We start from the raw sequence: 14,596 nt of genomic DNA, 5'->3' as shown, positions 1-14,596 counted from the left end.
ACGCCTCCCCCAAAGGCGGCCCCTCTTCAGGCGGCCGGCCCTCCCCCCCTTCGAGGCGACGCGCGCTCGCGCGCCGATTCCTAGAGTTCTCGTCATCGCCGATCGCGGCGACAACGACGACCTTCCGGGAGTTCCGACGTGCCCTTCGCCCTCGCCTCCGTGATCCGCCCCGGCCACTGGCCGACTGCCCGCGCCTGCCGCCGTCACCGGCGACGCACCCGGCTGCGTCGTGGGCGAGCCCTCGGCTTCAGCCTGATCGAGGCCCTGGTGGCGCTCGCGCTGATCGCCATCGTGGCGACCATGGCGGCGCCCGAGCTGCGTGAATGGCTCTGGCGAACGCGGCTGTCCAGCGCGGCGCGGACGGTGCTCTCCGATCTGCAACTGGCCCGCAGCGAGGCGCTGCAAGGCGGCCGCAACGTGATCCTGCGCTTCTCCGACGATGGCGCCGGCGCCACCTGCTACGTGCTGCACACCGGACCGCTGAACAGCTGCAGCTGCCGCATGCAGGCGCCTCCCACCTGCGAGGGCGAGGCCCAGGCCATTCGTCAGACCAGCTGGCCGGCCGCTCGCGGTCGCGCGAGCGTGAGATCCAACGTGCCGTCGATGCTCTTCAGCGGTCGCCAGGGCACGGTGTCCGTGGCGGGCTCCATCGACGTCGCGATCGAGGGCATCGGCACCGTCCGCCACGTCGTCAGCCTGACGGGTCGCGTCCGCAGTTGCTCGCCCGACCGCGGGACCAACCTGCTGCCGAGGTGCGCATGAGGTCGCTCGTGCATCACGGTTTCTCGTTGATCGAGCTGCTGGCGGCGGTCGCCATCGCGGCGGTGCTGACCGCAGTGGCGCTGCCGAGCTTCCGCCAGCAGGTGCTGAGCAGCCGCCGCGCCGAGGCCCGCGAGGCGCTGCTCGCCGCGCAGCTCGCGCAGGAGCGCCATCGCTCGCAGCATCCGCGCTACGCCGAACGATTGGACGAGATCGGGCAGCCGGCGCTGACCCGTAACGGCCTCTATCGGCTGCGCATCACAGGCGCCGACGCGACGCGGTTTGGCATCGAAGCCCAAGCCCAAGGCAGCCAGGCCGCCGACCGCGGCTGCCACACGATCTCGTTGCGTCTGGAGGACGGTGATGTTCGCCTCGCCGCCTTCGACGACCGGGGCTCGGTGCAGGCATCGACCTGCTGGCCACAGTGAGCGCCTCGATGAGCACCCCATCAAGCGCGCCACAGGCGCCGCCGCAAGCGCCTGCGCTACCTCTACCTCTACCTCTACCTCTACCTCTACCTCTACCTCTACCTCAGCCTCTGCCTCTGCCTCTGCCTCGGTCAACGGCAACGGCAACGGCAACGGCAACGGCAACGGTACGCCGCCATCGCGGCCGTGAAAGAGGATTCACGCTGATCGAGCTCCTGGTGGGCCTGGCGGTCGGCCTGATCCTGATGGCCGGCGCCTTCGCGATGGCGGGTCTTCAGTTGGGCGAGCAGCACCGTCTGATGCTCGAGCTGCAAGTCCAGCAGGAGCTGCGAGCCACCGCCGAGTTGATGCAGCGCGACCTGCGCCGCTCCGGCTACTGGGAGCGCGCACAGGATGGCCTCTGGCGCGAGGACAACCCCTCGCCCGCCCGCAATCCCTTCGGGACCATCAGCGTGGACGCCGGTGGCCAGCGCCTCGGCTACCGCGCCAGTGCGAGCGACACCTCCGGGTTCCGCCTCGCCGACGGCCGCGTCGAGCAGCTCGTCGGCGGCCGGTACCAGCCGCTGACGGATCCGGCGTTGCTGCGCGTGCTCGCGTTCCAGGTCTCGCTCAATCCCGTCGAGGTGCCCGTGGGCAGCCCTTGCGCGACGTTGAGCGTGCTGGAGCTCCGGATCCTCATCGACGCCGAGGCCGTGCACGACCGCCGCGTCCGGCATCGCCTCGACGCCCTCACCCGCCTTCGCAACGATCGCTTCTCGGAGACCTGCCCATGATGTCGCGCGCCGCTCCCACCCCCACCAGGCCCTCGCACTCGCGCAAAGCCCGGCATCGTCTTCGTGGCCTGGGAACGCTGACGCTGTGCGTGGTCCTGCTGACCACCCTGGGGCTGGCGGCGGCCTGGGCCGCCCGCCAACTGGCGAGCGCCCAGCGCGTCGCGGCCAACGATCTGCGCGGGGCCGCGGCGGCGGAAGCCGCGGAGGCCGGGCTGGCCTGGACCCTGGCCATGCTCAACACCGGCCGCGTCGATGACCACTGCCGCCCCGCGCTGCGCGACGCCGCGAGCGATGTCGCTCCGGACACCGGCGGGTCGGACGCATCAGGCACGTCGCCCCCATCGGCCACAACGGCCAATGCCTCCCCACCCCCAGGTGCCGCGGCCAGCGACTTCCGCGAGCGCTTCCTGAGCATCGGGAGCGACGGCCACTACCGCGCCGCGTCCAGCGTCGCCGACTGCGTCAACACCGGGCCACTGCGATGGGTCTGTCGCTGCGGCGCCACCGCCGCGAGCGCATCTGGACCCGCCCCGGCAGCCCAGCCCTTCTTCTCCATCCGCTTCGGCAACGGCGCCGCCGCCGGCATGCTGCTGCTCGTGGCCAAGGGCTGCAGCGACGTCGCCATCGATTGCGACGACCTCCGCGACGGCCCACGCGGTGTCGCGGAAGTCTCGCAGCAGATCGCCCTGCTCAGCGCCCTGCGCCACCCGCCCTCGACACCGACCCTCGAAGGCGTCGACGCGTTCACCCGCGTGTTCGGCATGCCGCCTGCGCGCTATCGCAGCCAGCCCGCCGTGACCCGCTTGCGCTGCGGTCCGGATTGCGGGCCCGCGATATCGCAGGCGCTGGCGCGCGGACGACGCCTGCTGTGGGTCGACGGCGATGCGCGCCTGTCGGACCTGCCGTCCGTCGCGACGGATGGTCGGCCGCTGGTGCTGATCGCCACCGGTCGCCTCGATCTGTCGACCGCAGCGCCCTTGCGCGGCCTGCTCTACGCGCGCGACGGCGTGCGCTGGCACCCGCCCGCGGGTCTGGCCGCGTCGATCCGTGGCGCCGTCGTCACCGACGGTGTGATCGACAGAGGCTCGAACGTTGCGCTGGTCCACGACGCCGCCGCACTCCAGCAGATCAGCCGCCGCATGGGCAGTTTCCTGCCGGTGCCGGGCGGATGGACGCCGACGCGTTGACGGATCACCCCAGGGATCTCACCATGCCCGCCGACACCCCCTCCCCACGCGACAAGCGACTCCAGGCGCGCGACGCCGACGGCGCGAAGGCCCATGCCCGCGCGATCCCCGGCATCGCCCCTCGCGGCATCGTGCTCGTGGAAGCTCTGGTGTCGCTGGCGCTGCTGGCGATCGGCATGGCGTCGCTCCTCGCCCTGCAGTTCCACATGCGCCTCGCCGCGGACGACGCGCGGCAACAGGATGCCGCGCTGCGCCTGGTCCGCAATGAGCTGGAGCATTGGCGCGTCGACGCGCGCCGGCCTGACCCGGCCTTGATCTGGGAAGGTCCCTCGGCGACATACCAGCTCGCGGGGCGGTCCGCCGCGGCCGAGACCCTGCCGGATCCCTCCGCGATCCCTGCCGCCACACCCGACCTCGACGAGGACCCGCTCCCCGCCCGCTCCGTGCACCTGCGCGTGACCTGGACCGACCGCGCCGGTCGAGCCCGCGCGCTGACCCTGGACAGCCTGGTCTCCGCCCTCGACCCGGCCCTTTCCGGTCTGCTGCTGCTCGCGCCCGACCGCACCGCTAGACTGCGTCCCATGCAAGTTCCCGGCACCGGCCAGCCCCCCATTTCTCCCTCTAACGGGGACACCCTCCGCGCGACTCCCCACATCGCCGTCGCCTCCCCCGATGCCGACGCCGCAGCCCCTTCCCCGGCCGACGAGGCCTGGATGGCCCGGGCACTCGCCCTGGCCGAGCAGGCCGTCGGTCTCACCGACCCCAACCCGCGCGTCGGCTGCGTCATCGTCGACCGCGACGGGCGGGTGCTCGGCCAGGGTCACACGCAGGCGGCAGGCCAGGCCCACGCCGAGGTCATGGCCCTGCGCGATGCCCAGACCCACGGCCACGACGTCCGCGGCGCCACCGTCTACGTGACGCTCGAACCCTGCGCCCACCACGGCCGCACACCGCCCTGCTGCGACGCGCTGGCCGCGGCCGGGGTCGGCCGAGTCGTCATCGCGCTGGGTGATCCCAACCCGCTGGTGGGCGGACAAGGCACCGCACGGCTGCGCGCGGCCGGCATCGTCGCGGAGGTGATCCCGCCCTCGCACCCGCTGGCCGTCGGCGCCGCCGAGCTCAACATCGGTTTCCTGTCCCGCATGCGCACCGGTCGCCCCTTCCTGCGCCTGAAGGTCGCGTCCTCGCTGGACGGCCGCACGGCGCTGGCCAATGGCGTCAGCCAATGGATCACCGGACCGGAGGCCCGGCGCGACGGCCATGCCTGGCGCCGCCGCGCGGGCGCCGTGCTGACCGGCATCGGCACCGCCCGCGAGGACAACCCGCGCCTGGATGTCCGCGACGTCGAGACCGCGCGCCAGCCGCGACGCGTGCTGATCGACTCCCGCCTGGAGCTGGCGACCGACGCCCGGCTGCTGGCCCCGCCCGGCGAGCTGCTGATCTATCACGCCCTGCCCGACCCGGGCGACCGGGGGCGCGCCCTGCAGGACCGCGGCGCCGAGCTGGTCTCGCTGACCGATCCCCGCGGCAAGGTGGATCTGGCCGCCGCCGTCCGCGACCTCGGCGCCCGCGGCGTCAACGAGCTGCACATCGAGGCCGGCTACAGGCTCAACGGCTCGCTGTTGCGGACCGGGCTGGTGGACGAGGTGCTCGTCTACCTGGCCCCGATGCTGATGGGCGACGGCCGCGGCATGGCGGACCTGGGCGCGCTGACGGCGCTGGACCAGGCGCCCCGCTACCGGATCGTCGACAGCGCCCTCCTGGGCGGCGACCTGCGGCTGCGCCTGCGGCCGGGCGCCGTGTAACCCTGGCGGCCCGGACGAACGGCCCGCCCGCCTACAATCCCGCCCTATGCCAATATCTCCGATTCCCGAGCTGGTCGCCGAACTGGCGGCCGGCCGCATGGTCATCCTCGTCGACGAGGAAGACCGCGAGAACGAGGGCGACCTCGTTCTTGCCGCCGACCACGTCACGCCGGAAGCCATCAACTTCATGGCGAAGTACGGCCGGGGCCTGATCTGCCTGACGCTGACGCGCGATCGCTGCGAGCAGCTGCAGCTTCCGCCGATGGCGACCCGCAACGGCACCAAGCACGGCACCGCCTTCACCGTGTCGATCGAGGCCGCCACCGGCGTCACGACCGGCATCTCCGCGGCGGACCGCGCCCGCACCGTGCAGGCGGCGGTCGCGAAGAACGCCGTGGCCTCGGACCTGGTCCAGCCCGGCCACATCTTCCCGCTGCAGGCGCAGGACGGCGGCGTGCTGATGCGCGCCGGCCATACCGAGGCCGGCTGCGACCTGTCGCGCATGGCGGGCCTGACGCCCGCCGGCGTGATCTGCGAGATCATGAACGACGACGGCACCATGGCCCGTCTGCCGGACCTGGAGATCTTCGCCAAGGAACACGGCCTGAAGATCGGCACCATCGCCGACCTGATCGAGTACCGCAGCCGCAACGAGTCCATCGTGCAGCGCATCGCCCAGCGCCCGCTGGAGACGCGCGAAGGCCGCTTCGAATGCCACGTCTTCCGCGACCGCTCCGACAACCTGCACATGGCCCTCACGCTGGGCCAGTGGACGCAGGACCAGGAAGTGCTGGTGCGCGTGCACGAGCCCTTCTCCGCGATGGATCTGCTGGACGCCGGCCGCTGCGGCCACAGCTGGCCGCTGCCGGACGCGCTGGCCGCGATCCAGCGCGAGGGCTCCGGCGTCGCCGTGCTGCTGAACTGCGGGGAGGACGCGGAATCGCTGCTCGCGCGCCTGCAGCCGGCCGCGTCGGCCGAACCGCGCCAGACCATGGACCTGCGCACCTACGGCGTGGGCGCCCAGATCCTGCGTGAGCTCGGCGTGCAGAAGATGAAGCTGCTCGGCAGCCCGCGCCGCATGCCCAGCATGACCGGCTACGGTCTGGAGGTCACCGGCTTCCAGGCCTCGGAACGGGCGCCCGGCTCGTCCCCCTCCAACTGCTGAGACGAGGACCCCATGCAAGGATCCGACAAGGGCCAGACGGCCGCCCTGGACGGACGCGGACTGCGCGTCGGCATCGTCCAGGCACGTTTCAACGAGACGCTGACCTCGACCCTGGCCAAGGCCTGCCTGGCCGAGCTCGAACGCCTGGGCGTGCAGTCCGGCGACATCCGCCACGTGACCGTGCCCGGCGCGCTGGAAGTGCCGGTGGCCCTGCAGGCCATGGCCGTCAGCGGCCGCTATGACGCGCTCGTGGCGCTGGGCTGCATCATTCGCGGCGAGACCTACCACTTCGAGCTGGTCGCCAACGAAAGCGGCGCCGGCGTGACCCGGCTGACGCTGGATCACCGCCTGCCGATCGCCAACGCGATCCTGACGGTGGAAGACGAGCCGCAAGCCTGGGCCCGCGCCGAGGAAAAGGGCCGCGATGCCGGCACCGTCGCCGTCGAAATGGCGCTGCTCCTGAAAGAACTCAAGTGACCCAGAACGACAACACCACGCCCGCCGGCAAGCCCGCGGCCAAGTCCAACGCCAAGCCGGGCGCCAAGCGCGCCCCCGCGAAGTCGGCCCGTCGCCGCTCGCGCGAGCACGCGCTGCAAGGCATCTATCAATGGCTGGTGACCGGCGAGGAACCCGCCGTCATCGACGCCCACACCCGTGAGCAGGACGGCTTCGACAAGGCCGACCGCGGCCACTTCGACAAGCTGTTCTACGGCGCGATCGAGGAAGCGGCCGACCTGGACGCCGTCCTGGCGCGCCACGCCGACCGCAAGACGACCGAGCTGTCCCCGATCGAGCACGCCATCCTCATGATCGGCGCGTACGAGCTGAAGAACTGCATCGACATCCCCTACAAGGTCGCCATCAACGAGGCGGTCGAGCTGGCCAAGTCCTTCGGTGGCACCGACGGCCACAAGTACGTCAACGGCGTGCTGGACCGCTCGGCCATCGACCTGCGGCCCGTCGAGGTGAAGGCCGTCCGCGGCGCGTGACGCCACGCTGACCGCTCCGGGAGCCTGCCCTTTCGGCATAGGCCGGGCCTGAGCTTCGTGTGGTTACCGTGCCGCCCGCCAGCGCCTACGCTAGCCTCCGGCATCGACACCACCACGCCTGGAGCATCGACATGGATCTGCAACTCAAGGGCAGGCTCGCCCTGGTCAGCGGCAGCACGGCCGGCATCGGCTACGCGATCGCGCGCACGCTGGCCCAGGAAGGCGCCCGCGTCATCGTCAACGGGCGCTCGGCCGCCTCGACCGAGGAGGCCGCCGCCCGGATCCGCGCGGAGACCGGCGGCCCGGCCGAGGCCTTCGCCGGCGACCTGAGCGGCGCGGAGGCGGCCCAGGAGGTCGTGCGCCGCTTCCCGGGCATCGAGATCCTGGTGAACAACCTCGGCATCTTCGAGCCCAAGGCCTTCGAGGACATCCCCGACGAGGACTGGATCCGCTTCTTCGATGTCAACGTGCTGAGCGGCGTGCGCCTCTCCCGACTGGTGCTGCCGGCGATGAAGCGCGCGAACTGGGGCCGCATCATCTTCATCTCCAGCGAGAGCGCGGTGCAGATCCCCACCGAGATGATCCATTACGGGATGAGCAAGACCGCGCAGCTGGCGGTGTCGCGCGGCCTGGCGGAATCGGTCGCGGGCACCGGCATCACGGTCAACAGCGTGCTGCCGGGCCCGACGAAGTCGCGCGGCGTCGGCGACTTCGTGCAGGACATGGCCCGCGTCAACGACAAGCCCTTCGAGCAGGTCGAGGCGGAGTTCTTCGAGCATGTCCGCCCGACCTCGCTGATCAAGCGCTTCGCCAGCCCGCAGGAGGTCGCCTCGCTGGTCGCCTACGTGGCGAGCCCCCTCGCGTCCGCCACCACCGGCGCGGCGCTGCGCGTGGACGGGGGCGTGGTCAAGAGCGCGTTCTGAGCCTCGGCGCCCGCCCCGCGGGCGCCCGCCCGGACCGCGCGGCCCGTCTCAGCCGCGCGCGCCGCCCAGCCGCTCCACCAGGAAGTCCACCGCCACCTTGATCTTGGGGATGCGAAAGCGCGGCTGCAGGTAGAGCAGATAGATCCCCGACTCCCCTTCCCGGCTGACCGACACGTCGGCGGCCATCTCGACCCGCGTCAGGCGGCGCTCGCGGAACGCCGCCTCCAGCGACCACTCGGGCAGCAGCACCAGGCCGCGATGCTCGCTGGCCAGGCCGATCAAGGTCGCGCCGTCGTTGGTCACGAAGGCCGGTGACATCGGCAGCTCCCGCCAGCCGTCCGCGTCGCGCCCCTGCCACTTGATGATCGCGTTGGGACCGCGGTACATCAGGGCCGGATGCGCCACCAGATCCTCCAGCGAGGCCGGCCGGCCGTGGCGCTTCAGGTAGGCCGGCGAGGCCGCCAGCACGAAGCGGTTGGGATCCAGCTTGCGCGCCACCACGCGGTCCTGTGGCTGGCGCCCGCCGCGGATGGCGAGATCCACCTGATCGCGCCCCAGGTCCACCACCGCGTCGCTCAGGTGCACGTCCAGCACCAGGTCGGGATGCAGCGCCTGGAACTCGCGCAGCACCGGCATCACGCGCGATTGCCCATAGCCCTGCATCACGCTGATCCGCAACGTGCCCCGCGGCGCATCGTCCCGTTGGGTGACCGCCTCGTCCGCGTCCTTGAGCAGGTCCACCGCCGCGCGGATCTGCTCGACGTAGAGCCGGCCGACCTCGGTCAGGCGCACGGTGCGCGTGGTCCGGTGCAGCAGCTCGACGCCGAGCGCCGCCTCCAGGTCGGCGATGCGGCGCGAGACCGAGGAAGCGGGGATCCCCAGGGCCTGCGCCGCGCGGGAGAAGCTCAGCAGGTCGGCCACCTTGAGCAGGTAGTGCATGGCGCGCAGTCGGTCCACGGTGGGGCTCCTCGGAGGACGGTCGAAAGCCGGAACGGGGTCCGGCGCGGCATCAGGTCCCGGCGTCGGCACGCGGGCCGGGCCGGGCCGGGTCGCGTCGGGTCGGGTCGGTCAGGGCAGACCTCAGGATCGGCATTGTCGTTTCGACAAAAGAATTTGGCCATTGCACCATCTTCCGCCAAGGGTCCGGAGTTTTTACGATGCCACCCATCCCACCACCTTCCGCCGCCCACCCGGCCCTTTCCCCATGACGACTCTGCTCAAAGCCCAGTACGACAGCCGCGGCCCGGTGCCGCAGGACGTGATCCGCGCCGTGCCGTTCGAGGCGCCCGTGCTTGCCCAGGGCGAGGCCCTGGTCGCGGTGCTCGCCGCGCCGATCAATCCCAGCGACGTGCTCACGCTGACCGGCCAGTACGGCATCCTGCCGCCGCTGCCCGCCGTCGGCGGCAGCGAGGGCGTCGGCCGCGTCGTCGCGCTGGGCCCCGACACGGCGGGCCCCGCCGTCGGCCAGACGGTGCTGCTGCCGCCCGGCCTGGGGACCTGGGCGTCCCACGTGGTGGCGCCCGCGGCCCGACTGCTGCCGCTGCCCGGCGAGGCGGATCCCGCGCAGCTGTCCATGCTGACGGTCAACCCACCGACCGCCTCGCTGCTGCTGAGCGACTTCGCCGAGCTGCAACCCGGCGATTGGGTCATCCAGAACAGCGCCAACTCGGGCGTCGGCGGCTACCTGGTGCAACTGGCCCGGCTGCGCGGGCTGCGGACGGTCAACATCGTCCGCCGCGAGTCGGCGGTCGAGGGCGTGCGGGCCCTGGGCGGCGACGTGGTGCTGGTCGACGGCGAGCACCTCGCCGAGCGCGTCAAGGACGCGACCCAGGGCGCGCCGATCAAACTGGGCATCGACGCCGTCGCCGGCGCGGCGACGCGCCGCCTGGCCGCCTGCCTGGCCGAGGGCGCCACGCTGGTCAACTACGGCGCGCTCAGCGGCGAACCCTGCGCGGTCTCCACGCGCGAGCTGGTCTTCCGCGACATCACGCTCAAGGGCTTCTGGCTGGCGCGCTGGTTCCGCCAGGCGCCGCTGGGGCAACAACTGACCCTGCTGACCGAGCTGGCCGGCCAGATCGCCGCCGGCCACCTGCACGCCCCGATCCAGGCGACCTACGACGTGTCGCGGATCCAGGAGGCCGTCGCCGCGGCCGCCGCCGGTGAACGCCAGGGGAAGATCCTCATCGTGCCGACGCACGGCTGAGCCCTCGGGGGACCCCGAACCGCGCCGCGCCGCGCCGCGCCGCGCCGCGCCGCCGATGCCGAGCCCGTCGAACGACGGCGCCCGGCCGCCGATCCGGCGTCGTGCGACGTACACGTCGATGGGTCGCCAGGCGGGCGCGAGACAGACCCTTCGGGCGGGTGGCGGCCGCCCCGTCACGCCGACGTCAAGAAACTCCCGCCGAACGACGATTCCTGCCGCTTCGCGCGGGGAGACCCTGATGACAATCCGCCGCCTCGGCGACCGGAGCCCGTCAGGTCCGCCTCCCCCCTCGACCCCAGGAGTCCGTCATGTTCTCGCGTCTGTCCGTGGGCGCCAAGCTCGCCTTGGCCTTCAGCTCGGTCCTTCTCTTCACGCTGATCGTCGCCGTCACCGCGGTGATCCAGCTCGGCCGGGTCAACGACGTGTCCACCGACATGTCCCAGAACTGGATGCCCTCGGCCCAGCAGGCCCAGCTGATCCAGCAGCACATCAGCCGCTTCCGCACCCGCGAGTACCGGATGATGGTGTCCTCCGGCGAGGCCCGCGTGGCCGACGCCAGGAAGATCGACCAGTCCCGTGCCGACGTCGCCAAGGCCATCGACGGCTACGAGCCGATGATCAGCTCCCCCGCCGAGGCGCAGAAGCTCAAGGAGATCCGCGCCGCGTGGGCCGGCTATCTCGAGCAGAGCGCGCTGATGGTCGCCGCGGCGAAGTCGGCCGACGACGAAACCGCCAAGCGCATCCTGGCCATCGACGGCCTGCCGCGCTACGACGCGTTGAACCAGGCCACGGCGGACCTGGTCGACCTCAACAACCAGGGCGCGAAGGCGGCCGACGAGCTAGGCGACCAGATCTTCCGCAACAGCCGCTGGACCGTGGGCCTCGTCAGCGCGCTCGCCATCGCGGTCGGCGCCGCCCTGGCCGTCGTCATCACCCGCAACCTGACACGCCCGCTGGCCGCGTCCGTCCAACTGGCCGAGGCCGTCGCCGAGGGCGACCTGACCGGCACGCTGCGGGTGCAGGGCCGCGACGAGGTCGCGCAGCTGCAGACCGCGCTGCTGCGCATGGTCCAGCAGCTCAAGTCGGTGGTCGCGCAGGTGCGTGACGGCGTGGAGTCCGTGTCCAGCGCGTCCTCGCAGATCGCCGTGGGCAACGCCGATCTGTCGGCGCGCACCGAGCAGACCGCCTCCAACCTGGAGGAGACCGCCTCGAGCATGGAAGAGCTGACGGGGACCGTGGCCCAGTCGGCCGACACGGCGCGTCAGGCCAACCAGCTGGCCGGCGGCGCGGCCGACGCGGCCACCCGCGGCGGTCAGGTGGTGAACCAGGTGATCGAGCGCATGCGCCAGATCAGCGAGTCGTCCAACCGCATCAACGACATCATCGGCACCATCGACGGCATCGCCTTCCAGACCAACATCCTCGCGCTGAACGCGGCCGTCGAGGCGGCGCGCGCCGGCGAGCAGGGTCGCGGTTTCGCGGTCGTCGCGAGCGAGGTCCGCACCCTGGCCCAGCGCAGCGCGACGGCGGCCAAGGAGATCAAGTCGCTGATCAACCGGTCCGTGGAGACCGTGGAGGCCGGCAGCGCCGACGTGGCGCAGGCCGGCGACGTGATGGGCGAGATCGTCTCCAGCGTCGGCCGCATGACCGACCTGATGGGCGAGATCTCGGCCGCCGCGACCGAGCAGCGCGACGGCATCAACCAGGTGAACCAGGCCGTCGCCAACCTGGATCAGATGACGCAGCAGAACGCCGCCCTGGTCGAGGAGTCCAGCGCCGCCGCCTCCTCGCTGCGCGAGCAGGCCCAGCGCCTCGAGGAGGTCGTGGCCGTCTTCAAGGTGGCTTGACGACCGACCTCGTCGCCGAGCACGAGCACGAGCCTCGGGGCCCGGCATAGGCGCTCGGCGCTCGGTGATCGGTGATCGGTGATCGGTGATCGGTGATCGGGCACTCACGCGCCATGCGCGTCGAGCACCGCCTTCAGCCGTTCACAGCCGCGCTCGATCTGCGCCACGGGCGCGGTCGCCACGCTCAGCATCAGCCCGGCGCGCGCGAGCGCCGGACGCGCGTACCAGACCGACAGCGGCGCCGGCGAGATGCCGAAGGGAAACAGCGCGCGGGCGAGCGCCAGGTCCGACGCGCCCTCCGGCGTGCGGACCAGAACGGCCAAGGCGGCGGCGCGGTGCTCGAGCCCCAGGCCTTGCAACTGCGCGATCAACGCGTCGCGCTGCGCCAGGTAGAGCCGCTTCGTGCGTCGCAGATGGCGCAGGTAGTGCCCCTCGCGCAGAAAGCCGGCGATCGCCTGCTGGACCGCCGGCCCGGGCGGCGGCGCCAGACAGGCCGCCACCTCCGCCAGCCGCGGCAGCAGCGCGACCGGCGCCACCAGGAATCCCAGCCGCAATCGCGGATCCAGCGTCTTGCTGAACGAGCCGACGTGGAGCACCCGCCCCCGCGTGTCCAGCGAGGCCAGGGCCGGCGCCGCGCGGCCCTGCAGCTGGAGCTCGCTGAGGTAGTCGTCCTCCACGATCCATGCGCCCGTCCGCTCGGCCCAGTCGAGCAGCTGAAGCCGCCGTCGCAAGGACATCGTCACGCCGAGCGGCGCCTGCTGCCCCGGCGTGACCACGGCGAGCGCCGCATCCAGCGCGAGCCGACAGCCCTCCTCCACATCGAGCCCCTCCTCGTCCACGCGCACCGGCACGGTCTCGAGCCGGGCCAGCCCGAGCGCATGCCGGGTGAAGAAGAAGCCGGGCTCCTCCATCCAGGCGCGACGGCCCTCCACACCGAGCGCGCGCAGCGCGAGGCCCAGTCCCGCCGCATAGCCGGCGGTCACCAGGATCTGGTCGGGCGAGCACACGATCCCGCGCGCGATCGCCAGGTAGCCGGCGATCTCCCGCCGCAGCGCGAGCTCCCCGCGCGGATCCGGATAGAGCGGCGCGCCGCTGGTCTCCGCCGGCAGCGCCCGCGCGCGCAGCCTCGTCATGAGCTTGGCCGGCAGACTGTCGCGCGACGGGATCCCCGGCTGGAACAGACCCGGTCCGGCGGTGAGCTCCCGGTACATCGAGACGAAGGCCCCCGGGTCGATCGCCGCCGGCGAGACGCCGACCGCCATGCGGGCGTCGACGCCGGGACCGACGCCCGCGCCTGGACCTGCCCCTGAGCCGGCAGCCGCGCCCCCATGGGCATCGAGCCCCATGCCGATGGCGCGTCCCATCGTCGACGGCCGATGCGCGACGCGCGTCCCTGCCGACCGCGAGGCCTCGATCAGCTGCGCCGCGGCCAGCTTCTCGTAGGCCACGCGCACGGTGCCGCGCGCGACGCCCAGCTGAGCGGCCAGGTCGATCCACGATGGCAAGCGCATGCCGGCGCTGAGCACGTCGCGCTCGATGGCCGCGGCGATGCCGCGATGGATCTGATCGGACAAGGGCACCGGCGAATGCTTGTCGAGCCGGAGTTCGAGCGGTGAGGGTGTCATCGTGGTACAGCGCGTTTGACGATTCTTGGTGCTTCTCATTGCACCACCGAAGGCCAAGAATCCCTCCAACGAATCGCGAGGCCGCCTCGCCCGGAGGCCTCGCCCGATCGCCTCACCCTGCCCCTTTCCTTTTCCCTCTCCCTCTCCCTTTCCCCCTGGAGCCTCCCATGACCCAACGTCTCGATTACATGCAAGTCTCTCCCGCCGGCGTGAAGGCGCTGGGCGGCGTCTACGGCTATGTCGCCCAGTGCGGCCTGGCGCCCGAGCTCGTCGAGCTCGTCTTCCTGCGCATCTCGCAGATCAACCACTGCGCCTACTGCCTGGACATGCACACCCGCGACCTGCTCAAGAAAGGTGTGGCCGTCGAGAAGCTCGCGCTGGTGCAGGTCTGGGACGAAGGTGGCGCCCTCTTCGACGCCCGCGAACGCGCCGCGCTGGCCTGGGCCGAGTCCGTGACGCGCGTCGCCACGACCGGCGTCCCCGATGCCGACTTCGCCGCCGCGCGAGCCGTCTTCGGCGAGAAGGAGCTGGCGGACCTCACGATCGCGATCGGCCTGATGAACACCTACAACCGCCTGGCCATCAGCTTCCGCAACGTGCCGCAGGCCGTGGCGGCCGCGGCGCGCTGAGGCCTCGACCGTCGACGCGCTTTCCGGTCGCGGCCGCCGTCACCGTCCTGGCGGCCGCGACCCCCATGACTTCCGGCTCACGGCCGTGCGGATAGCGAAAAACTTGGCCTGAACGTGACCTAGGGAGAACCATAATACGGCCCCAAACGGTACCGCTACCAATTCAATGGCAGCGGGGTATCCGCCGTTTCCGCCCCGTTCTCGAGCGCCCCGACTCCGTTCCCGACGCCCGGCCAGGCAGCCTTCCGAGCCACCTCCCCAGA

Annotated in this window: 14 protein-coding genes; 12 read left to right on the top strand and 2 right to left on the bottom strand. The window is 71.9% G+C overall.

Annotation, left to right across the window (positions count from 1 at the left end):
* Positions 1-138: 138 nt before the first annotated feature.
* From MCHT01_RS19115 to MCHT01_RS19075, 9 genes are all read left to right on the top strand, one after another.
* On the top strand, positions 139-762 hold the full coding sequence (locus tag MCHT01_RS19115) for a GspH/FimT family pseudopilin (RefSeq protein ID WP_067067401.1): 624 nt from the start codon (positions 139-141) through the stop codon (positions 760-762).
* Positions 759-1,187: a type IV pilin protein gene (locus MCHT01_RS19110; protein WP_067067398.1), complete on the top strand. Its 429-nt coding sequence runs from the start codon at positions 759-761 to the stop codon at positions 1,185-1,187. Before MCHT01_RS19115 ends, MCHT01_RS19110 begins: the two co-directional genes overlap by 4 nt.
* A gap of 8 nt (positions 1,188-1,195) precedes the next feature.
* Entirely contained in the window at positions 1,196-1,960 is a 765-nt protein-coding gene (locus MCHT01_RS27490; RefSeq protein WP_084452986.1) for a PilW family protein, read from the top strand.
* 89 nt (positions 1,961-2,049) lie between these two features.
* Entirely contained in the window at positions 2,050-3,147 is a 1,098-nt protein-coding gene (locus tag MCHT01_RS26840; RefSeq protein WP_169806164.1) for a hypothetical protein, read from the top strand.
* A gap of 713 nt (positions 3,148-3,860) precedes the next feature.
* Positions 3,861-4,952, top strand: a complete 1,092-nt coding sequence (gene ribD / locus MCHT01_RS19095; RefSeq protein WP_067067539.1) for a bifunctional diaminohydroxyphosphoribosylaminopyrimidine deaminase/5-amino-6-(5-phosphoribosylamino)uracil reductase RibD — start codon at positions 3,861-3,863, stop codon at positions 4,950-4,952.
* A 46-nt stretch (positions 4,953-4,998) separates the two neighbouring features.
* On the top strand, positions 4,999-6,117 hold the full coding sequence (gene ribBA, locus MCHT01_RS19090) for a bifunctional 3,4-dihydroxy-2-butanone-4-phosphate synthase/GTP cyclohydrolase II (RefSeq protein WP_067067390.1): 1,119 nt from the start codon (positions 4,999-5,001) through the stop codon (positions 6,115-6,117).
* A gap of 12 nt (positions 6,118-6,129) precedes the next feature.
* Positions 6,130-6,594: a 6,7-dimethyl-8-ribityllumazine synthase gene (gene ribH / locus MCHT01_RS19085; RefSeq protein WP_067067387.1), complete on the top strand. Its 465-nt coding sequence runs from the start codon at positions 6,130-6,132 to the stop codon at positions 6,592-6,594.
* Positions 6,591-7,106, top strand: a complete 516-nt coding sequence (gene nusB, locus MCHT01_RS19080; RefSeq protein ID WP_067067385.1) for a transcription antitermination factor NusB — start codon at positions 6,591-6,593, stop codon at positions 7,104-7,106. The genes ribH and nusB overlap by 4 nt, the downstream gene beginning before the upstream one ends.
* 131 nt (positions 7,107-7,237) lie before the next feature.
* On the top strand, positions 7,238-8,029 hold the full coding sequence (locus MCHT01_RS19075; RefSeq protein WP_067067383.1) for an SDR family NAD(P)-dependent oxidoreductase: 792 nt from the start codon (positions 7,238-7,240) through the stop codon (positions 8,027-8,029).
* A gap of 48 nt (positions 8,030-8,077) precedes the next feature.
* On the opposite strand, the gene MCHT01_RS19070 is transcribed toward MCHT01_RS19075, so the two are convergent.
* A complete protein-coding gene (locus tag MCHT01_RS19070) occupies positions 8,078-8,986 on the bottom strand; it encodes a LysR family transcriptional regulator (protein WP_067067381.1) in 909 nt (302 codons plus the stop codon).
* Between the two features lie 247 nt (positions 8,987-9,233).
* On the opposite strand from MCHT01_RS19070, the gene MCHT01_RS19065 reads away from it, so the two are divergent.
* Both MCHT01_RS19065 and MCHT01_RS27850 read left to right on the top strand, forming a co-directional pair.
* Positions 9,234-10,232 carry a zinc-dependent alcohol dehydrogenase family protein gene (locus tag MCHT01_RS19065; RefSeq protein ID WP_218017915.1) on the top strand — a complete coding sequence of 333 codons (999 nt, stop codon included), beginning with the start codon at positions 9,234-9,236 and terminating at the stop codon, positions 10,230-10,232.
* Positions 10,233-10,540: 308 nt separating this feature from the next.
* Positions 10,541-12,079 (top strand): methyl-accepting chemotaxis protein, encoded by a 1,539-nt coding sequence (locus tag MCHT01_RS27850; RefSeq protein ID WP_067067379.1) that lies wholly within the window; start codon positions 10,541-10,543, stop codon positions 12,077-12,079.
* Positions 12,080-12,183: 104 nt separating this feature from the next.
* Here MCHT01_RS27850 and MCHT01_RS19055 read toward each other — a convergent pair whose 3' ends face one another.
* Positions 12,184-13,704 (bottom strand): aminotransferase-like domain-containing protein, encoded by a 1,521-nt coding sequence (locus tag MCHT01_RS19055; protein ID WP_067067378.1) that lies wholly within the window; start codon positions 13,702-13,704, stop codon positions 12,184-12,186.
* A gap of 167 nt (positions 13,705-13,871) precedes the next feature.
* Between MCHT01_RS19055 and MCHT01_RS19050 the strand changes: the two genes are divergently transcribed.
* Entirely contained in the window at positions 13,872-14,333 is a 462-nt protein-coding gene (locus tag MCHT01_RS19050) for a carboxymuconolactone decarboxylase family protein (protein WP_067067376.1), read from the top strand.
* Positions 14,334-14,596: the final 263 nt, after the last annotated feature.

Source organism: Mitsuaria chitosanitabida ATCC BAA-476 = NBRC 102408 (assembly GCF_001598255.1).
GTDB classification, from domain to species: domain Bacteria; phylum Pseudomonadota; class Gammaproteobacteria; order Burkholderiales; family Burkholderiaceae_C; genus Roseateles; species Roseateles chitosanitabidus.
This window is presented reverse-complemented; position numbering and strand designations above follow the sequence as displayed.

Coding starts and splice junctions, on each gene's coding strand:
- MCHT01_RS19110 (WP_067067398.1), top strand. CDS start 759: ATGAGGTCGCTCGTGCATCACGGTTTCTCGTTGATCGAGCTGCTGGCG.
- MCHT01_RS27490 (WP_084452986.1), top strand. CDS start 1,196: ATGAGCACCCCATCAAGCGCGCCACAGGCGCCGCCGCAAGCGCCTGCG.
- ribD (WP_067067539.1), top strand. CDS start 3,861: ATGGCCCGGGCACTCGCCCTGGCCGAGCAGGCCGTCGGTCTCACCGAC.
- ribBA (WP_067067390.1), top strand. CDS start 4,999: ATGCCAATATCTCCGATTCCCGAGCTGGTCGCCGAACTGGCGGCCGGC.
- ribH (WP_067067387.1), top strand. CDS start 6,130: ATGCAAGGATCCGACAAGGGCCAGACGGCCGCCCTGGACGGACGCGGA.
- MCHT01_RS19075 (WP_067067383.1), top strand. CDS start 7,238: ATGGATCTGCAACTCAAGGGCAGGCTCGCCCTGGTCAGCGGCAGCACG.
- MCHT01_RS19065 (WP_218017915.1), top strand. CDS start 9,234: ATGACGACTCTGCTCAAAGCCCAGTACGACAGCCGCGGCCCGGTGCCG.
- MCHT01_RS27850 (WP_067067379.1), top strand. CDS start 10,541: ATGTTCTCGCGTCTGTCCGTGGGCGCCAAGCTCGCCTTGGCCTTCAGC.
- MCHT01_RS19055 (WP_067067378.1), bottom strand. CDS start 13,704: ATGACACCCTCACCGCTCGAACTCCGGCTCGACAAGCATTCGCCGGTG.
- MCHT01_RS19050 (WP_067067376.1), top strand. CDS start 13,872: ATGACCCAACGTCTCGATTACATGCAAGTCTCTCCCGCCGGCGTGAAG.